The organism is Bradyrhizobium sp. RDI18 (assembly GCF_043203335.1).
In the GTDB taxonomy this organism is placed as follows: Bacteria; Pseudomonadota; Alphaproteobacteria; order Rhizobiales; family Xanthobacteraceae; genus Bradyrhizobium; species Bradyrhizobium retamae.
Genome location: NZ_JBICRN010000008.1, coordinates 84,647 through 104,373, shown reverse-complemented (window position 1 = coordinate 104,373; position 19,727 = coordinate 84,647). Strand labels below are relative to the sequence as shown.

Sequence of the window (19,727 nt, the reverse complement as noted above, 5' to 3'; positions counted from 1 at the left end):
GAGGAGTCTGAGCGGCGGTGGGCCTATGTCGTTGCGGCCGTAATTGGTTTCGTGTTCGCCGGGATCATCTTCAGCAGTATACATTTCGCCGCCCAGCCTCCGTCGAATGTTGAAACGATCGATGCCAGCCGTCTTCATCTTGCCGGCGAATTCGTGGAAGAAAATCTTGGCACGGCGGTTCAGCCCGACGGCTCGGTGATTGTGCGCGTCATTGCGCAGCAATATTCATTCGTTCCGTCCTGCATCGTCGTTCCCGCCAATGCGCCTGTCGTTTTCCGCGTTACCAGCCCGGACGTCGTGCACGGATTTCTCATCACGGATACGAATGTGAACAGCATGGTGGTGCCGGGCTTCATCGCAGAAGTGCGCACGCGATTCGAAAAGCCGAAAGACCATTTGATGCCGTGTCACGAATTTTGCAGTGTCGGTCACGACGGCATGTGGGCACATGTCAAGGTCGTTGATCGACAGGAGTTCACGAAGTCCTACGGTAGCCAACCGAGAGCGTCCTGTGCAGGGTAGCAGTCGCCTTGTCCTTGCCCATTTCTGGGCTGCCTTTGCCACCTTCGCGGTAGCGATTCCGCTTGGTGCGTGGCAAATGCTGGTACGCAGTCCCCTCCACCAATGGATACCCCCGGAACTTTATTACCGCGCCGTCACCGCGCACGGCACAACGTTCGCCTATGTCTTTCCGACGCTGATCGCGATGGGGTTCGGCTATGCGGTTTGCGCGGTATCGCTCGGCCGCCCGATGCGCGGCTTGCCTCTTGCCTGGATCTCGTTTGCACTGGTGATCGTGGGGGCGGCAATGGCCCTTGCAACGGTCGCCGCAGGAAAAGCTTCCGTCCTCTACACGTTCTATCCACCTATGCTCGGGAGCCCATACTATTATCTCGGCATTCTGGTCGCGGTGGTTGGCACCTGGGTCTGGATTGGACTTATGGTCTGGCACGTCAGGCGCTGGAAGATCGATCACCCCGGCCTGCCGATCCCCCTTGCGATGTTTGCCACGACCGTCGGCGCGCTCCTCTGGGGTTGGACATCACTCGGAGTGGGCGCGGAGATCGCGTTCCTCATCCTGCCGAACGCCCTCGGGTGGACCCCTACGGTCGATCCCGGGCTAGCCCGGGTGCTGTTTTCGTGGACGCTTCATGCCATCGTCTATTTCTGGCTGATACCCGCCTACATCGCGTTCTACGTATTGCTGCCGCAGGCCGCCGACGGTCGCTTGTACAGTGACAAGATGGGCCGCATCGCGTTCGTGCAGCTCCTGGTCTTTTTCGATGCCGATCGGCATTCATCACCTGTTTGTCGATCCCCAAGTCGGAGCGGGTTTCAAGTTTCTTCATGCCGTGTTCACCGGAATGGTCGCGGTGCCAACCCTGCTCACGGTTTTCACGATCTGCGCCTCGCTTGAAATTGCCGGCCGGCTACGCGGCGGTCGAGGCCTGTTCGGCTGGATCGCCGCCTTGCCGTGGGACCGTCCATTCGTGCTCGCCTCGGGGTTTTCAATGGTCATGCTGGGGCTTGGCGGCGCGAGCGGGATCATCAACATGAGCTACGTACTGAATTCGACGGTCCACAATACGCAATGGGTTACCGGCCATTTTCACCTGATCTACGGTGGAGCGGTCGTTATCATGTACTTTGCAATCGCATACGAACTTTGGCCTCGGTTGACAGGCCGACCGCTGGCAGCGCCAAAGCTCGTTCGGCTTCAATTGTGGACCTGGTCTGTGGGGATGCTACTCGTTACCCTCCCGTGGCATCTTGTCGGAGTCATGGGACAACCTCGTCGCATGGCTTACTACGATTTCAGCAATCCTGCGTTGGCTTCGCAGGGTGTTTGGGTCACTGCATCGGCGATCGGCGGCTTCGTTCTCGTCTTATCGGCGGCTCTGTTTATAGGCGTGCTGCTGGCGTCGCATCGCGGACCAGCCGCCGTCATCTCTCCTCTTAAGTTTTCGCTCGCGGTCAACCCGCCCCGCCGGCTTCCAAAATCGCTGAACAGCTTTGGGATATGGGCCGCGCTTGTGTTGGCCTTGACCGTTGCCAACTATGGCTATCCGCTGGCGCAGTTCGTGTTTCTCAACAACTCTGCCGTATCCGCTTTCCCGGTTTCGCAAAATGACCGACGGTAAACAACCAGTTTTGCGCGATACCAGGTTCGCCGTTTGGATTGGCGCGACCGCGGGGCTTTTTGTTTTTGCGCTGGCGGTTGGCTTCATCTGGCTTCCCTCCGCTCAGCGAGGTGCCGACGGGCTCGACCTCTGGGCCGCCATTTGCCGCGCCGTCGGCCTGCCGAATGGCAATGCACGGATATCGGCGCCAATAGCAGGCCAGCCCGCTTCGCAGGTTGCATGGACGACAGAGACGCGTCGACGGCTCGCACAAGGCAACGCCAGTGTGGGAGCCGCACTGGCCCAGGTCTGTAACGATTGCCACGGCACGGCGGGGATAAGCGCTGATGCGATCATACCAAATCTGGCTGGGCAAAGCGCAGCGGCGATCTACAAACAGTTGGATGACTACAAAAGCGGCAAGCGCGACCCGGCTCTAATGGGGGTATATGTTTTCCCCTTGTCGGATCAAAACTTGCTGGATCTTGCCGCACACTACGCCTTGCTGCCCAGTCCGTCTGGCGACGCTGTGAGCACGCAAAGCTCGACCAGTACGGTGGCGCGCCGCCTGATTGACGTCGGCGCCCCACTCCGCGGCATAGCGCCGTGCGCATCGTGTCACGGACCGGTTGGCGTCACGCCTGGCGCTCCCGGTCTCGATGGACAACAGCGAGCTTATCTCGAGCTGCAAATGCAGTCCTTTAAAGATGGGACTCGACGCAACGATATTAGTGAGCAGATGCGAAGCGTTGCCCGTCAACTAACCAGCGAAGAGATCGCGATGTTGGCCGCCCACTATTCGAGCATTTCCGATACCGGTGGACGCTAGAACAGACGCCTTGTGACGAAAACAATATTCGCTTCGCCGTCGTCGGATCGCGTGACGTTCGACTTGCGCGACTTTGAGACTCTGGCGAAAAGCTGCCGGGCATTCCGAATTTGCATAGTCACACAAATAGTTCTGAGAATATCGTTACTTCGTCAGTGAGACGCGAATGGTGGACTCCATCCCGCGAAGCGCTGGTTCTACCATCAGAGGGGAACGCCATGGAAGCCCTGTTAGGTTTTTCTCTCGACTTCTGGGACTATGCAACCTTCCTGTCGCTCTTTTTTCTAACCGCCGTCGGACTCGGCTTCGTTGTGTTTATGCTTGGCCTTCCCGGAAGAATCGCCATCGCCCGCAACCATCCGGAAGCCGAGGCGGTCTATCTGATGGGCTGGGTTGGCTTTATGGCGGTCGTGCCGTGGATTCAGGCGCTGGCCTGGGCCTTTAGGCCGACCACCGTGATCGATGTCCGCTATTTGCCAAAGGAGCGGAGAACCGAAACCGAAGCGACGATCGCAAAATTGACCGGCAAGGCGCCGGCGGCCATCACGGCACCGGAACCGCAGCAAGGAGAATCTGCGCCATGATGGTTGCTCTTCTCGTTCTTGCATTTGCGTCACTCGTGTTCTGGCTTGTTTTTTTCCGCTTCAAGCTCCTCAGGCTTACGCCCGGCTGGGGCGTTATTTTCGGCTTCTTTGTTGTCCATTTGTTGCTTGTTTTCGTGATAGGCCTCCGATTCGTTACGCCGAATTCCGCCAATGCAACTGTCGTTCAACGAACGATCCAGCTCGTTCCCCGCCTCCCAGAGCCAACGCTTGTTGACGCAGTGCTTGTCGAGGAAGGCGCCGCGGTCAAGAAGGGCCAGCCTCTGTTTCAATTCGATCGCCGTCCCTACCAGTACAAGGTCGACCAGATCTCCGCGCAGCTCGCCGCGGCCAAGCAAAACGTCAAAGTGTTGAAGGCGGATGTCGACGCGGCGTCCCAGGGCGCGAGGAAGGCCAAGGTGGAGCTAGAGTACGCTCAATACCAGAAGCGGATCTTCGACAAGCTGGCACAGGAGCAGGCGGTGCGCGAAGAAACGGTGGAGGAGTGGCTGACCAAAGTGAATGCGGCCGAGGCAACCAACGAAGCGGCACTGGCCCAACTCGAACGCGCCAATCTGCAATACAAATCCGAAATTGACGGTGTCAACACGACGGTCGCCAACATGGAATCGCAACTTCAGCTGGCGCGATACTATCTGGATAACACCACTATGACGGCGCCGGAGGACGGTCATATCATCAACCTTCAGGTCCGCCCCGGAATGGTGGCCGGCACAATCCGTGTCGGCGGCATCGCCGCCTTTATTGCGGATGCAGACCGCTATCTGCTCGCAACATATTTCCAGGAGAACCTCAAATACGTGAAGCCGGGCCAGTCGGTCGAAGTGGCACTCGACCTTTATCCCGGTCAAATCTTCCGTGGGACTGTGGACGGCATCTGGCGCGGCAATGGCATAGGACAATATTTGCCGAGCGACGATATTCCGAAATTCCAGCAGCCGCCGCCAAATGTTCCCCAAGGGCAATACGCCGTGAAGATACGACTTGACCACGCTGATCAATCCAAGTTCCCAATCGGGGCACAGGGTTTGGCTGCAATCTATACAGGCGGTGAGCACGGTGCATGGGCCGTACTTCGAAAAATCTCAATCCGTGCTCATTCCTGGTTCAACTGGGTCTACCCGCTCGATATCTAAGGGCGCTGTTCCTGATCTTCTTCGGCAGCCTGACGCGTACGAGCATGATGATAGCGATCGCAATCATGCGATGGCTCGCTCGCAGTTCTCTTCGCCACATACCTGCTTGGACTGTAGGGCGAGCGTACTGAAACTTAAACTACTGGTGTTTGCTCGATTGTATCTCGTCGTAAACGGCGGCCCCGACAGATGGAACGATAGATGATCATGAATGTCCGACTCGAAAACGAGGTGAGCAAACCTGATACTCGATTTTCGAACTCAGGAGTAACCGCTACCAAAGCCGGAGAGACATCATGACCCGCTTTGCACGCTTGCTAAGTCTCGCTTTCTCTATGCTCACGGTCGTACCGGCTGTCGCTGCGGATAAATTCGAATGTCCGTCTCCGTTCAAGCCAAATGCTCCAGCCAAGCTCGAGCAGATCAAAGGCCTGCTCCCCAACGCCAACGTAATGGTCGATATCAATCAACTCAGCGCCGCATAGCCACCCTTCGGCGCGAAGGCATGCCCAAGCGACTGATAGTTGATCACCTTATCGGTGCCTACTGTCCAATGGTTGTTCAAGAAGCCTCGTTGACCGACACTGAAAAAGCTGCGCGTGTCGCGCGATTCTCCGGCCAAGTCACGAGGCTGGTGTATAGCCTCGAAAGCGGTTTGGACGTCATCATCAACTTACCCTCACACCCGACATTGTCGATGCGGTCAACGACATGGCAAAAAAGCAGGGCCTTTCGGGCCCTGGCTGGATCGCGATGACAGTAGATGATGCACTACAGCAACAGAGTTTCGCCCGGCGTTAGTAGGCTCATGTCGTGCAATGCAAACTAGCGAGCCCACTGGTTCATTTGCAGGCACGTTTGCAAACTTACATAGCTTGAGTGCCTCCGACGCTCTCCAGCGGAATGCATTGTGCCTTGCTTGACGCCGGATATTTCGACCACTCGCTCCCGAGCTGCCGTTGCGCTCGCTTTTCATCCATTATGCAGGCCTTTACGGATTGGGTGTTCGAAAGTCCAGCCGTCGCAGCCAAATCGAGCTTGCATGTACGTGTAACGTCGAATACCGGCACTCCATTGGCAACCGCGACCACCAGCTGCGAACTCAAGGCGAACATCGAGACTGAAATAGCCATCCTCGTAACTCCTTATCCTATTCTTCCATGCGACGGCCCATCTGGACACGTATTCCATGGGAACGGACTGCTCTCGTCTATGCGAAAACGGACTTACAGCCCCGACAGATTTCCGGCAGCAGCTTTGAAATCGATCACCAACTGCTCGCACCGAGCACGCCAATTCCTTTTTCGGTCGCCGCAAATCGTTGAAGTTCAATCGGTGAGAACGTGTTTATCGGCAGTCAAACGAGATGCAAACCGCTCCGTCAGAAGCGGACCAAGCACTGATGTGACGAACACAAGCACAAGCACGACATTGAACATACGATCGTCCAGGAGGCGCTGGCCGCCCGAATTGAGCGTGTCATGGGCGACCAATGTCGCGGCAAGCGTTGCAGCAACCTGCGGCAGTGTGAGCGACCAGACGTTTAGTCGTTCGTTCTGGCTATAGCCGAACACGTGACCCACGGCCCAGGCGGCTATCCACTTGCCGACAAGCAGGGCTCCAACGATACTGGCGACGAGAAAGAAGTCGTCGAAAATCCCAAGAACAAACTTGATCGGATCGATCAAGAAACCGGTAACAACGAAGAAGATGGGGATGAAGAACGATTTGCTCAAAAACTCAAGCTTGAGACTTGCCGGCGCTTTTTGTGCTGAAGCGTTGATGGCGAGTCCCGCGAGGAACGCCCCTACGATGCCCGGCAGCTGGATCGCATCCGCAAGTACGCCTGCGATTGCCATGATGCTCAGCATAAGAATGAAGTATGCGTCCTCCTCATTTTCCACTCGCTTGAGCACGTAGGCTCCAAGACGGCTCAAGCCGAACAGCACCAGCAGGATATAGCCAACGATTTCCGCTATAAGGATCGCGAGCCCCACCGGCGAGAAGCCGGTCGTGTAAATCGAAACGCAAATCGCGAATACCACGAGCGACAGGGTGTCGGACATCACCGTGGCGCCGACCGCAACTGTCACCGACTCCAGGTTTCCGAGGCCGAGACGGCTCACGATGGTTAACCCAAGCAGTGTATGCGAAGCCAACAGCGATCCGATCACAATCGCCGGAACCACGCCGTACCCGAAGGAAAGCCCAACGATGGTGCCGAGCAATAGAGGAAACACGGTTGTGGCGATGCCAAGGGCGATCGAGCGGTCACGGGCTCGTTGAAATAGCGCGAGATTGATCTCCAAGCCAGCGAAAAACATCAAGAGCAGTTTGCCGAGCTCCGCCAGGAAATCCGCGATCGGCCGGACCTTGCCAAAGATGTCGAGAACATACGGTCCGACGATAACGCCGCCGAGCAGCAGCCCCACAGTTGCCGGAATGTGCACTCGGCGGGAAAGGCGAGGGATAACGACTAGCATCACCATCCCTACCGCGAACTTCGCGAGCACTGGCATGGTGAACAGGTAGTCGCGGAGAAAGCTGATCATCTTCCGACGGTGCCCCCACGACACTGCGCTCGTGTCATCAGCACGACTGTTCTGGACAATTGCCGTTACCAGTTCGCCAAGCAGGAGGCAGGCGGGCTCTGTCGACCGCGGCAACCACCGTAGCTGCTATGGCGCCGCCCCCAATACCAAAAGCCGCGGACGCCGTACGGTCGATGCCAAAGGCCGACAGCGCCGACGTGGGCGACTCGCTTAGAGATCTTCGGCAACAAGTTGATCCAAGCGCAGCGTATACGCTATGCACTTTCGGCATTTTATCCCGAGATCGAGCCAGACTTGCTAGCGTGCTCCTGCCCTCGGTTGACAGCGTGATGGGGCCGAAATCGGATAGCGCAGATTACGCGCCCGGCCGCACCGTCATTTGACAGGGAACAGCAGTGCGATAGAGGCCCGCAGTTGCCATGCCGGAGTGCCTGTCGGACGTATCGCGTTGTAATAGGCGGCAATCGATGCATTCACTGGTTGATCACCCATTCTGAAAACTCGACCGAAGCCGCCGCCGACCGGCACAGTCCACTGCTCGCCCGATGCCGCGAGCCAGTTCGAGGTGATGATGGGGGCTGTGGTCAAGTACCAGCCGTGCGCCATGTTGTAGTTGAGGAAGGGCTGGGCGAGGAAGGTGTTGACGGGCGGTCGTAGTGGATTGCCGCCGACCGACCACTGGTTATTGAGCAATACACCGATCACCCAATGTCCCGGTGTCGTCAGAAAGACGGCCGTTGGGCCAAACAGGAATTTACCGGTACCGAGGATGGGATCGTTGGCGGACGGAACGGTGAAGACTGGACCAACGCCCCAGATAAGTTTGCCCGGGTGCGCAGGAGAAAAAAACAACGATTGAGTAATGTCGCCAATGCCATTTGTGTTGCTGTCGAACAGCGGATTCGGCTGGCTCACCAACGGAATGATGGTGCGCGAGATCAGGTTCCAGTCATCGCTTAAGTGCATTGGCACGACGGGCTGAATATTGAATACTTCTTGGGTACGATTGAATGGCCCGGCGTTGAAATTGGTGTTGCTTTGAAACGGCACACTGACCAGGTCCGCAATCGGATTCTGTGATGCCTTCTGAAGATCTTCCGAAGGCTCATGAGACCCCCCGGCGGTCGATGGCTCTGCCGCAGCGGAAACGCCGCTCTGGAATTTATAGTTGATCCCGGCTTTGACCATTTGAAGGTCGCGGTTCAAAGCCACCGAAGGGACCGTGGGAGAATTCCAGTTTGATAGCCCGAGATAATCGTATTCGAGTTTGACCGTCCAATGCGACTTGAAACCGTATTCGAGCCCGCCGCCAACTAACCAGCCACTGGTGGTGTTGGATCCGTTCCAGTCTGTGCCAGGGAGGTTCAAAGTAGCGTTGCTGTGCACCCAGCCGCCGCCAAGCTTGGCAAATACGAGCCATCGATCATTCACGAGGCCGACGCGGGCCGCCACGGTGCTGATCCAGCGCTGGTCCACATAACCTAATGTTGGGGTAGAGAGGACCGGATGACTAAAGCTGGCACCATCGAAATCACCTTCGACACCAAATAGAAGGTGACCGACCTGGAAATTATAGCCCGCCTGCAGGCCGCCAATGAATTCGCTAAGGCCGCCATACAGATTGTTGCCAAGAATGTTCAGGCTGCCGCTGGACCATCCCCCGCCGAAGTTGGCCCCCACATAAAGCCCTGACCAATTATAAGGCGGCGCTGCGATTGGAGCTTTGTAAATCGGGGTTTTGGCAGGCAAGTCCGATGCAAGAGCAGATCCGCTCAACAATCCTGCAGCAGCGATGCCTGCAAGGAAAATTTTCTGCACTGTCGCCTCCTGAGGGTCGGCCACAACTCCGAAGCATATTGCAACTACCACCTCCGCCCCAACCGGCTTGATTGATCGGGGTCAAACCATGCGCGCAATCTTCGTTGCGGTGACTTTTCGGCAACAACGAGGTTGGACCACTTCTATATAGCAGCACCGCGTCCGAGCCCTTCTAATCCCGTCATCGTTGCTATCGCATCAGACGCAACACGAGTTCGGATAGGCTAGGCCCGGTGCGGACCTGCCGGCGATGCGAGAGTGCCCGCCTCAGTTTGAGACCACCTCAGATCAAACGTGCGATGTCTCCAATTGGGCCCTATCGGATGCGAGCCGGGCCGTCCTGCTTGGTTCCGATAGTGCCGCATTGCGCAGACTGTTGCAGATCCTCCGACGGGATCCGAATCTGCATAGCGAACGATTCAAGAGCGAATAGTCTCCGTCCAGAAAGCGGTCGGTGCGTGAACAAGGTCTAGCTGATAGCCCTCTTGCTCGCTCGTCCCCGCCATCGATGTCCAAGGCGCCCCCCTCCAGCCATGATGGTGCGGAAATGATCCGTGTGTCCCTCACCGCGCTGCTCGCTGCAGCAGGAATCTGGATGATCGGTCACATTCCGGCTTCTGCCCAAACCGGCATATCGCAATATCCTTTTTGCATCCAGGGCATGGACAATCCCGGTTGGAGCGGCTGCTCCTTTAACAGCCTGGAAGCCTGCCAAGCCTCGGCTTCCGGCACCGATGCCGAATGCCTGACCAATCCCTGGTACCGACCCGGCACCAACCCTGCGCCACCTTCTCCGCAAGAACGAACGGGCATGGGTGGGCCACTTCCGATTGGGTCGCCCCCGAGATGATGAGAAGAGAATATTCAGCCGCTGTTCGCTATGACGGGACTCACCCATGAGAATCCAACGTCTTCCCGGTGGCTTCTGTTTCGCTTTTGCTCAACCCCAAGGGCCAGCGCCTGCCGATGCCAATGCATGCCCGTGGCAGCGGGGGCGGCAACTATCTCTGCTCCCGCAAAACTTGCTCGCCTTACAATGCGGGATCATGGGGATTTCCAGGGTCAGAAGGGCCGAAATTGCATAGCGCACGCGCGGCGCTTCGACCAATCTCTCGCAAGCAATCTTGAAGCGAGTATCCGCGTGTAACCGGGTGCAGAGAGAGAGAGAGAGAGAGAGAGAGAGAGAGAGAGAGAGAACTTTTTCGGGACGTTCCGCAGGACGACGAAGCAACGTGCTCCTCGCCTATGTCGTTTGAGGGATGTCACCCCTGCACCACAAGCTCTGTGCAATCACGGCAAGGAGTTCCTCATGGCCAAGAAGAATCGAATAAGCTGCATGATCATCGCCCTCCTGCTCTGCGGGGCAGCACCGGCGCTGGCCCAGACCGCGCCTTCGACGCCGCAGCACATGCCGCTGCAGAAGACGATCGGCCAGGCCAAGCCGGAGATTGTGCCGTCCTTGATCGTAATGAATGCCCGCGGCGCCAGCCTGCAGGGCGGGAAGCTGACACTCACCGGCGTAGCGCCCAACTCGATCGTTTTCGCGGACCGCCCGGTGCGGGCGGCAGGGCATTCGCTCACGACCGACCTGCTGGCGGAATGGTCACCGGGCAATGATAGCGCCGAGAGCTTTGCCAAGGATCCGCCGAACGCCACCGTCTCAGTGCTCAGCACGGACGGCTCAAAAATCCGCGATGCCGTCGTGGTGCTGAAGACGGCGAAGCTCGAGGGCGATCGGCTGACCTTCGACGTGGATGTGCTCGAAGGTGATCTTTCCGGCGGCGACGGGCCGGCGGCGCTCTTCATCGACCGCTTCGGCTTCGGCGGCTTTCACGGTGGTGGCTTCCACGCGGGCGGCATGGGTGGCTTCCACGCGGCGGGCTTCCGCGGCGGCTACGCGCGGGTCGGGGGTCGTCCCTACGTCGCTCGTGGTGCCTGGTATCGCGGGGGCTACGGTGCTGCAGCAGTCGGTGCCGCCGCGGTGGGTGGAGCTGCGCTGGGTGCGGCGGCTGCAAATGCCGCCTATCCCTACTGCGGCTATTACCCCTATCCGCCATGCTACTGAGGAGCTGCGAGTGGCATAGGCTCTATTCGACTGTCGTCCAGGCGAGCTGAAAATTCTGGCAAGCACAGACGATGCTCAAAAGGCCCTGCATTAGAGAGGTCAAGCGCGCCGCCTGAATTGCCGACTGTAGGAGACTCAAGCCTGACTTCGGGTCGCTGGCTCTGGTGGTCGGATTTCGCATAGCGAAATCGGATGAGTCGGATCGATCAATCTCAGTCCAGGCAGCTTCGATTCGAGACGCGAACTCGCGATCGAAACCAAATCGAAGCGCGTTCTGAAACGCCTTGTCGAGGTATCGCGTCGGGATTGGAAGCACTCGCAGAGGATCGACCTGTCCGATGCCGGCATACTGGCAGATCTGGAAAAGCACGGAAGCAAGGATGCGAACGTACTTGCTCTCGGGCGGTGAAACCAAGCAAAGCTTGAGGGACGCTGGTTGCACCGACATCCGCTGGGATTTCAAACGTTCATAAGACGACCTGATCCGCTTGAAAGCAGCTGTTCTTCTGAGTGCGCTAAGTGCCATATCAACACCGCACTACCGTTGAAGTGCCCTATTCTGCATAGGCAGCCGCTAGGCCGGCAGCTATATTCGAACATCTGGGAAGGGAATTTGCGGCCCCGTTGGCATCTCGGGACCGCTTGAGCAGCCCACCACGCCCAGCGAACGCGGTGGATCAGCATTCATGCTTCGTGCCGCTGAAATGGCAACCATGAAAGCCACCTCGGGCCCTCATACCCCACCAACATCTGGATCGTCGGAACTGAAAGGTGCGCGTATTCTGCTAGTCGAGGATTCCTGGCACGTCGGCAATGCCATCAAGCGTCTACTTCGTGCACTGGGAGCGGACGTGGCGGGGCCAACTGCTACCATCGCTGACGCCGAGCGCCTGATTGCAGAGCGCAAGCCCGACGTGGCCATCGTAGACATCAATCTGCGAGATGGCGAGCAGGCTAATCCATTGCTCGATCGGCTGCAGGAAGAATGCATTCCGGTCATCGTCATAACGGGCTACACGGAAGCTTCTCTACAACCTGGAAAGGTGGAAGCCATTCTGCAAAAGCCAGTTAGCGAGGAACGGTTCTTAGCTGTCTTGCGCCCGATCGTTGCTCGGCTGACGGATCGATGAGGTGGCTCTGTCGGGCGAGTAACCCAGCTGATTGTGGGGTATGTCGATTGTACAGGACACGCCTTCAGATGAAAATGCGAGGTCGACCGTACCTCCAAGCTCGTGCGGGATGAGTTCGCAAATCAGGCTAATTCCGTACCCGCTCTTGCATGGAGCTGATACGGACGGGCCACACGTCTCGCGCCACAAGACTTTCAGACCAAGCCTTGCATCGCCCCTGTTCTGGTATTCCCAGCTTACAGATACCCGACCTTCGGGGATCGACAGCGCGCCGTATTTCGAGGCGTTGGTTACAAGCTCGTGCAGCACCATTCCTAGCGCCTCAGTTGCCGCGGCGTTGAGCGCGATGTCCGGGCCACTGGTCGCCGTATTTGCGTCTGCCGCGTAGGGGGCTAGCTGGTGCCGAACAAGATCCGCAAGGCGAACGCCCAGCCAGTTACCTTGGCTTAATAATTCGTGCGCAACTGCCATACTTTGGATGCGTCTATCGAGTGCTTGGATGAACTCGTCGATTGTGCCGCTGCCCTCGCGCGTATACATGGCGACCACGCCAACGCGCGCAAGCACGTTTTTGACGCGGTGGTCGAGCTCTGCGACCAGCATGCGTTGGTGCTCTTCGGCTCGCTTGCTCTTCGTGATGTCACGGGTCAGGCCCTCGATACGCAGGCATTTCCCATCAACGTCAAACTCTGCTGTTGCCGTTTCCTCAAGCCACATTTCCTGGGCGTCGGGGCGGATCACCCGGAAGGTGACAGCATAGGAAGGGTTGTCAGGTCGGACATTCATCAAATGCGCTCTGAGGTGCACACGGTCATCCGGGTGAACCAGCGCTAGAAAGCGAGTTGCCGAAAGGGGCGCTTGCGAATCGTATCCAAGAATACTCGCCGCGTTCTCGCTGCGATGTGATGCTCCGGTCTGGGCGTTCCACTCAAAAGCAATCACCGACCCGGCCGCAAGGGCCTTTTCCAAACGTGTCGCCCCTTCCCTGAGCGCAGTCTCCTGGTGACGCCGCTCTGCGAAAAGCGCGGCAAGAACGAGCGTGCAGAGTGACGTTGTCAAGATGCCCGCTTGGGCTCCCAAGATACGGTCTTCGATCGGAAGCTCGGGGTCACCGAAATATCCGATGCCAAAAAGTTGTTGTCCACACGATCGTCAGTGCCACGATGAACACGGCCGCCGCGGAGAATACAGGCCGGCAGCGCGCCGCTAGCCAAAGTAACAGGGGGAACAGCAGGGCAATCGGCACCACCGTCGCGAATGATGCGCGCGGTAGAAAGATAACAAGCGTGATCGTCAGTGTTATCGCGAAAAGTGTTACAGCCCCTTCGAGGGCCTCCTTCAGCGATGGAGGGTCGCGCCCGGCGACGGCAGCTCCGATCAGCAGCGGTGCAACCGTTAAAATGCCGAGCGCGTCAGATGCGAACCAGTGCTGCCAGATGGTCCAGCTCGGCGCAGTCGAGAAGTGAAACAACTTGAACCCCAGAGTCCCACCGATCCCTGAGATAGCACTCCCGAACACCGCTGCCGCTAGCAATCCTAAGACCTGTCGCACCCTGTGGAGAGCGAAACCCGAACCGAACTGGCGTTCGACAAGGGCGGCCGTAAGTATCGCTTCTCCGGCATTGCACAACGCGAAAGTAACGGCGCCCGCAAAACTCCTGTCTCCCAGAAGATTGGCCGCGATCGTTGCCGCGGCCGCTCCGATAGCCACCGGCCATTTCGCCCGAGGACCAAGGGCGATCAGGACGCCCGCCGCAACACCGGACGCCGGCCAGAACACTGCCACGCCCTCAGGTTTTGTCAGCAGGGAAAGGCTAAACCGTGCCGCAAGGAAGTATACGATACCAACCCCAATCGCGACCGCCACCGCGCTAGGCAATTGCCACGTCGGATCAGCGACAGCGAGCCGCCGTTCCTTTTGTACCGGTGGTCTATGAAGAACGGGGTTTCGCGTCATCCGCTTCCCTTCATTCGCTACACGACAGATATTGACGCCGTCGCCGAACGACATCGGTATAGTAAATGATCAAGTCGCCAAACGTAGATGTCGGCATCCCAGCTGGATTGTTCTGCCCGGCCATGCCGCGGTGAAACTGGTCACGTAGCGCGTGATTACAACAATGCCGCGAAACTCCAGCCGCGCGTTGCCCTATCAGACCGCTAAACTCCGGGGTCGATCCCTGAGCGATCAAAGCATATGTGCGAGGTCATTTGCTAGAGGCTTAGCCACTAGGCCCGACGTTCCCCTTTGGCCAAAAGTGAGCCCTCTCGCCCCCTACCGTGCCGGCAGTTGCTGTTCCGATGCTACTGCATCAGCCCGCCGCGCAGGCTGCAACTGGCGTCAGGCCAAGACAATCTCGACCACCGTCATGATTCCGATCGCGATGGTTGCGAGCCCCACCGCGCCTTGCAGGCCGCGATTGGCCCAGGTCAGCCAGCAGGCGGAAACCACGAGCGGTACAGCAATCACCATCGACAGCGCGCCCATGCCGATCGTCGAGCCGATCCCGAACAGCGCAACGTATCCCAGCCCGACTGCGGGACTGGATGCCTGCGATACCGCCAGCACCAGTAGCGCCGCCGAACCCGCCATGCCGTGCATCAGCCCAACCATCAAGGTGCGCCAGCGGAAGCCATGGTCATGCGCGTGGGCGGAGCGGGCATGCACCGCAGTTTCGCCGGCGTGGCTATGGCATGGAAATGCACCGTGCCTTCGCTGTGGCCGTGCTGATGAAAATGCACGCGGTCACGCCACAGCCGCCACAGCACATGGGCGCCGAGGCCGACCAGCATTATGCCGACGGCGGTCTCCATCGGCCGGGCGACCGTTTCAGGGATGGCGCGGCCGAGCAGGATCGCGGCGCCGGCAAACACGAACAGCGTGAGCGTGTGGCCGAGCCCCCAGGTCAGCCCGTGCTTAACGATATCGGCCACATAGCTGCGGCGCGCGGCGATGCTGGATACGGCGGCGATATGATCGGCTTCGAGCGCATGCTGCATGCCCAGCAGAAACCCCAGCCCCAGAATTCCGAACATACGCCACCTAACCCGCTCTGCGATTCAACCAAATGCCCGGCCGAAGCCTCGGCGATCCAACACTTCCATCCAGTAGTCCATCAGATAGAACTTCATACCGGACTGCAACCGAACGCGAGGGGTCGTTCGAGTCGGAGCCAAGCGCGCGCTTCCGATCAGTCAGTATCGTCGACAACGGCCCCGCTATGGTTCGCGAAACGGGCGTCACCTGATAGAGTGACCCAACGCTATTGGAGGATTGCGTTGATAGTAGTCACTGACATGCCAGAACTCGTCGGACTCTTGCCGGTCGCCTGAACGGAGAAAGTATCTCTACCTCTATATCCAGCCTCCGACGTGTATACAAAAGACGAGACATTGAGCTGTTGCAGGGAGCCGTGTGCTGGATTCTGTGAAACGCTCGAACTCAATATTTCGCCGGCAACATTGACGGAAAACATGCAACTCCCGCCGGAAGCGATCTCGATATAGCCTGTCGAATTAAAGCCCCAGCCTGCTGGCGGTGATCCCGACACCACGCACTGGGGAGCGTTCTGTGCAAGTGCGGGCGCCGCTGCAACAGCCAACCCCAATACGGCCATAGTCAGTACCGAACACGCTCGTATCATGTGTGTCATTTGGGTGCTCCATTGATGTTGTCCGGAAACCCAAGCTTGCGCGCGCAAGCCTCGTATCGACATCACGCGAGTGCATGACGGCGTCGCTAGGTCCGTCCGGAAGATATTCCAACCTGATCCGCGCGCTATGCAATTTCGGCAGAAGGGTTGCTATGAGCCGTTCAATCTCGCCGCAGTCGCGGATCAGCCGCAGACTCGCACCCGGCGGATCCGCCAGCCATGGCCGTCCCAGAAGCGCTGTGTCACCCATTCGCAACTGCCAAAATCATCGTATGGCCCGCGACCTGCTCCGTAGGGAGTGGGCTCATAATAGCGGCCCGGAGCGGTGACGCCACGCTGTGCGCTTGCCGGCGTCGCGGCGAGCGAACCGGCGATCGTTGCGACCGCGACAAAGGCAGCAAATGTTTTCCTCATTCTAGGCCCTCCTGTGCGTGCATGGCGTGCGGCCACGCGACCGCACCATCAACGATGCTAAGAAATCCCCGCCGTTGCATGTCAACCCCCAGCGGGCCATTGTATCAGGTCAACTGAGTGCATTGATGAAGGTTGGCTTCGAGTTGCTTGTTGCAAAGTCCTGATGTCCGCTTTGCGGACATGCACCAGTTTTCAGTTGATGTCCGCAAGCCCGAAGCACTAGCGCCCATCACTTCGTACGATTAAAAACCACGTCGAACTTTTGCTTTACGACAACTTGGTCGTAGACGCCTCTCAGACGATCGCTCGCGGCATCATATTTGAGTGTGTAAGTTGAACCGCCGTAACCGCCAGCGCGCAATTCAAAGAATAGCTTGAGCGCGTTTCCGTCGCGGGTAACTTCTGCGGTGTGAAAAGGTAGCGGCCTCGGATTGGCATAACTGGCGTCAAGCTTGCCGTTTTCATCAACCGCACTGATGTTGATTACGTATGGGCCTTCGGTTCGCGCCCACCGGCCAACTAGTACGCCAAATGCCAGCACTGCCGAGCCAGTGGGTGCGATTGCCGGTGTCTGCCCCAGCGCATCGTTACCGAACACCGCAACTATGCCAGCAAGTGCGATTTGGCCATTTCTAATGGCAGCCCTTCGCTTCTCTTTCGTCGATTTGGTGCACTTCATCATTGCAGCTCCCAAACATGATGCAAGGAGTTGCCGGGCGCACCGGCCAAAAACTCAGCGCCGCTGAATGTTCCAGGCCGCCACAGCACATGACGTTTGCAGAGGTTCAGCCTCTAGTCGGCGGACCTGCTTCTTATTGCATTGTGATGGTTACCCCGCCCACGGCAGCCGACACCTCAGCACCGACCCGGGCACCACTGAGCTGCAGGATGACGCCGTTGGCGTTCTGTAACTGCACGCCCCCTGCTCCGGCGGCGATCGCACCGCCTGCGCCGGCGACGGCATAGCTGCCTGCAAGATCGCCGGGGCGCTGCAAGTTCAGTGCCCTGCCTACGAACTTACTGGTGGAGGCGCCGATCTGAAGGCCCAAGCTCATGCCCGAAACCGTGAAGGGATACTTCTTGCCCCGAAAGGTAAGTACACCCTGGCCACCGCCGACATCGACGATAAAACCGCCCTTGGTAAATACGACGCTCACTGTGCCGGTTTCAGCGAAGCATGCCCTTGTAAAACCCATGAACAGCAATAGGGCGACGAAAGCGACTTGAGCCATCTGGTGAATTTTCATAATGCCCTCCCAATTTCTGGTCCCGTCTCTCCACCCTTCCGGTAGAATCCATGGGGATATTTTTTCGCCACGAAATCTCTGCCGTGAGTCCGTCGTGTTGATCTTTAGGGCAATCAGCTGGTTTCCCAGCTTCTAACGCTCCGCCACGCCCTGCGTTTGGATCCGTAAGATCCACCGCATTTTTGCGACAGTAACCGAGCATCCGTCGGCTTCGATATTGGACCACGGTCCAATATCCTGTGAGAGGTTCCCCGGGTAGCGTGCTCCGCCTCGCAAGCACAAACTGAAGACCAAACAATTGCGAGACTCTTGCAGCTTTTTGTCGGCCTAGTACAGCATTGGTGAGACGGAGCGAGCGAATGACGCGCTTGGTGCTCGGGCTTCTTCGGCCTTATTGGGGCTGGCTCGCCATTTGCATCACGCGAACAGTGACCCACGTTGGTGGCTGCGATACCGCGCGGGCAGTGTCCGCTTTACCCCCCGATAGCCAACATCAACCGGCGTCGGTTCAATGTCCCGTTTGGTGCACAACAGGCGATACCAAGCGTGACCGGATACGTTCGGTTGTTGGAGGACAACTATCCGCTTCCTGCCGAAATCGCATAGCATGCGCAGAGGTTCCGCTTTAATTTGCCAATTCGGGCAAGGTCGCTGTCTCTTGGCGAGGCTGCTGTTATTCCGCGGGGATTAGCTCACACTACGGAACGTGCGATCGTCTGCCTCATCTGTCGGAGTTGAGCGGCGGCTCAGGAGTTATCAAGAAGGATACGCCCAATGTCGAACTACGATCGAAATGCACCTGCGCCCGCCTTCTCCGCAAACGGCACCACGGCGATAGACGTCGGCCTTCGCGCATTCATGCTGCGCGTATATAATTACATGGCCGCCGGCGTTGGCTTGACCGGCGTTGCCGCGTTTTTGACCTACCAGTTCACCGGCGATGAATTGCTTCAAAGTCCGCTGATGTGGGTGCTCATGCTGGCGCCGCTGGGACTAGTGTTTTTTATCAGTGCCCGAATCAACACGTTGTCGGTGGAAGCTGCGCGAGGATTGTTTTTCCTCTATGCGGCCCTTGTCGGGATTTCATTGTCGACCATCTTCCACATCTACACGGAGTCCTCGATCACGCGGGTGTTCTTCATCTCGGCGGCGGCCTTCGGCGCGCTCAGCATCTTTGGTTACACCACCCAGCGAAACTTGTCGGGATTCGGCACTTTCCTGTTCATGGGCCTGATCGGCATCATTATCGCAAGCCTGGTCAATCTATTTCTGAGATCGAGCGGGCTCGATTGGATGGTTTCCATTATCGGCGTCGGCGTCTTTGCGGGCTTGACGGCCTACGACACCCAGCGGATCAAGGGGATGTACGACGGCAGCGATGACACAATTTCGGCAGGCCGCAAGGCCCTGATGGGCGCGCTATCGCTCTACCTCAACTTCATCAACCTGTTCATGATGATGCTGCGCCTGATGGGCGGCCGACGCTAGAGTACGAGTCATTTCCGCACGCGAGCCGCCGGCGGGCCGTGCACGCGGGAACAATGTTCTGCTTTTTGCGCAGTGGCTTCGCAAAGAACACATTTTCAGATTGTTCGAAAAGAGCGGCGGCCATTTGCGTCCGCTCTTTCGATGTCTGCCGCATTGAAGCAGTTACGGCGTCGGTACGCAGCGGTTGTAAGGGGGATAATAATAGTAGCCGTATGGACAACCGGCCGGGGCAGGAGCGCCGTAATAACCTGGCGCGTAAGCACCCGCGGCAGCAGCACCTACCGCGGCAGCAGCACCGATGCCCACCGCCACTCCCGGTCGTACACCACGGTAGACCCCACCACGGTAAACCCCACCGCGAGAGACACCAGCGCGATATGCGGATGCGTCAGTTGAAATGGTACCGACAAATCCGATGCCGATAATGACGGATGCAGCGAGCGAAAGGATGGTTCGACGTGACATGATTAGTTCTCTTCTCAGGCTGATCAACGACACTCTGGGCTGCTAAACCTCGTCCCGTCGATATGATGTGACATAGCCTACTCCGCCGGGCCTCCGAATGGAGTTTAACGCGTTGCGAACGGGCCGGGCTCTTGCTCCTCATCGACTTTCCGTAAATGCCGATCCGAGCAGTGCTGAAGCCTTCGGAGAAACAGTGGAGCAAGAACTG

At 58.1% G+C, this 19,727-nt stretch carries 17 protein-coding genes and 2 pseudogenes; 10 read left to right on the top strand and 9 right to left on the bottom strand.

The features are described from left to right. The first annotated feature begins 51 nt into the window (after positions 1–51). From ACFXS9_RS09115 to ACFXS9_RS09090, 6 genes and pseudogenes are all read left to right on the top strand, one after another. Positions 52–522, top strand: a complete 471-nt coding sequence (locus tag ACFXS9_RS09115; protein ID WP_392687734.1) for a cytochrome C oxidase subunit II — start codon at positions 52–54, stop codon at positions 520–522. Next, a pseudogene (locus ACFXS9_RS09110) lies at positions 512–2,141 on the top strand (cbb3-type cytochrome c oxidase subunit I). The gene ACFXS9_RS09115 and the pseudogene ACFXS9_RS09110 overlap by 11 nt, the downstream one beginning before the upstream one ends. Continuing rightward, entirely contained in the window at positions 2,128–2,949 is an 822-nt protein-coding gene (locus ACFXS9_RS09105) for a c-type cytochrome (RefSeq protein ID WP_392687731.1), read from the top strand. The pseudogene ACFXS9_RS09110 and the gene ACFXS9_RS09105 overlap by 14 nt, the downstream one beginning before the upstream one ends. A 218-nt stretch (positions 2,950–3,167) precedes the next feature. Beyond that, complete coding sequence (locus tag ACFXS9_RS09100) at positions 3,168–3,533, top strand: DUF3302 domain-containing protein (RefSeq protein ID WP_392687729.1); 366 nt, start codon at positions 3,168–3,170, stop codon at positions 3,531–3,533. Continuing rightward, positions 3,530–4,687: an HlyD family secretion protein gene (locus tag ACFXS9_RS09095; protein WP_392687726.1), complete on the top strand. Its 1,158-nt coding sequence runs from the start codon at positions 3,530–3,532 to the stop codon at positions 4,685–4,687. Before ACFXS9_RS09100 ends, ACFXS9_RS09095 begins: the two co-directional genes overlap by 4 nt. Before the next feature lie 296 nt (positions 4,688–4,983). Next, positions 4,984–5,172 carry a hypothetical protein gene (locus tag ACFXS9_RS09090; RefSeq protein ID WP_392687723.1) on the top strand — a complete coding sequence of 63 codons (189 nt, stop codon included), beginning with the start codon at positions 4,984–4,986 and terminating at the stop codon, positions 5,170–5,172. Between the two features lie 381 nt (positions 5,173–5,553). On the opposite strand, the gene ACFXS9_RS09085 is transcribed toward ACFXS9_RS09090, so the two are convergent. From ACFXS9_RS09085 to ACFXS9_RS09075, 3 genes are all read right to left on the bottom strand, one after another. Then, positions 5,554–5,820, bottom strand: coding sequence for a hypothetical protein (locus ACFXS9_RS09085; RefSeq protein ID WP_392687720.1), 267 nt, complete (start codon positions 5,818–5,820; stop codon positions 5,554–5,556). A 195-nt stretch (positions 5,821–6,015) separates the two neighbouring features. Then, complete coding sequence (locus ACFXS9_RS09080) at positions 6,016–7,239, bottom strand: cation:proton antiporter (protein ID WP_392687717.1); 1,224 nt, start codon at positions 7,237–7,239, stop codon at positions 6,016–6,018. 375 nt (positions 7,240–7,614) lie between these two features. Next, entirely contained in the window at positions 7,615–9,057 is a 1,443-nt protein-coding gene (locus tag ACFXS9_RS09075) for an outer membrane protein (protein WP_392687714.1), read from the bottom strand. A gap of 508 nt (positions 9,058–9,565) precedes the next feature. On the opposite strand from ACFXS9_RS09075, the gene ACFXS9_RS09070 reads away from it, so the two are divergent. The 3 genes from ACFXS9_RS09070 to ACFXS9_RS09060 all read left to right on the top strand — a co-directional run bounded on the left by ACFXS9_RS09070 (position 9,566) and on the right by ACFXS9_RS09060 (position 12,252). After that, positions 9,566–9,907 (top strand): DUF3551 domain-containing protein, encoded by a 342-nt coding sequence (locus tag ACFXS9_RS09070; RefSeq protein ID WP_392687711.1) that lies wholly within the window; start codon positions 9,566–9,568, stop codon positions 9,905–9,907. A 459-nt stretch (positions 9,908–10,366) separates the two neighbouring features. Next, positions 10,367–11,122, top strand: coding sequence for a hypothetical protein (locus tag ACFXS9_RS09065; RefSeq protein ID WP_392687708.1), 756 nt, complete (start codon positions 10,367–10,369; stop codon positions 11,120–11,122). 686 nt (positions 11,123–11,808) lie between these two features. Further along, positions 11,809–12,252 (top strand): response regulator, encoded by a 444-nt coding sequence (locus ACFXS9_RS09060; protein ID WP_392687705.1) that lies wholly within the window; start codon positions 11,809–11,811, stop codon positions 12,250–12,252. Here the strand turns inward: ACFXS9_RS09060 and ACFXS9_RS09055 are convergent. The 6 genes and pseudogenes from ACFXS9_RS09055 to ACFXS9_RS09030 form a co-directional block, all read right to left on the bottom strand. Beyond that, a complete protein-coding gene (locus ACFXS9_RS09055; RefSeq protein ID WP_392687702.1) occupies positions 12,208–13,221 on the bottom strand; it encodes an HWE histidine kinase domain-containing protein in 1,014 nt (337 codons plus the stop codon). The genes ACFXS9_RS09060 and ACFXS9_RS09055 overlap by 45 nt on opposite strands. Positions 13,222–13,360: 139 nt before the next feature. Next, positions 13,361–14,263 (bottom strand): MASE1 domain-containing protein, encoded by a 903-nt coding sequence (locus ACFXS9_RS09050; RefSeq protein WP_392687699.1) that lies wholly within the window; start codon positions 14,261–14,263, stop codon positions 13,361–13,363. Positions 14,264–14,593: 330 nt separating this feature from the next. Next, positions 14,594–15,288 (bottom strand): annotated as a pseudogene (locus tag ACFXS9_RS09045) (urease accessory protein). Between the two features lie 800 nt (positions 15,289–16,088). Continuing rightward, positions 16,089–16,319 carry a hypothetical protein gene (locus ACFXS9_RS09040; protein WP_392687696.1) on the bottom strand — a complete coding sequence of 77 codons (231 nt, stop codon included), beginning with the start codon at positions 16,317–16,319 and terminating at the stop codon, positions 16,089–16,091. A 229-nt stretch (positions 16,320–16,548) separates the two neighbouring features. Continuing rightward, complete coding sequence (locus tag ACFXS9_RS09035) at positions 16,549–17,001, bottom strand: hypothetical protein (RefSeq protein WP_392687693.1); 453 nt, start codon at positions 16,999–17,001, stop codon at positions 16,549–16,551. A gap of 130 nt (positions 17,002–17,131) precedes the next feature. Next, entirely contained in the window at positions 17,132–17,551 is a 420-nt protein-coding gene (locus ACFXS9_RS09030) for a hypothetical protein (RefSeq protein ID WP_392699689.1), read from the bottom strand. A 789-nt stretch (positions 17,552–18,340) separates the two neighbouring features. Between ACFXS9_RS09030 and ACFXS9_RS09025 the strand changes: the two genes are divergently transcribed. Beyond that, positions 18,341–19,054: a Bax inhibitor-1/YccA family protein gene (locus tag ACFXS9_RS09025; protein WP_392687690.1), complete on the top strand. Its 714-nt coding sequence runs from the start codon at positions 18,341–18,343 to the stop codon at positions 19,052–19,054. Positions 19,055–19,727: the final 673 nt, after the last annotated feature.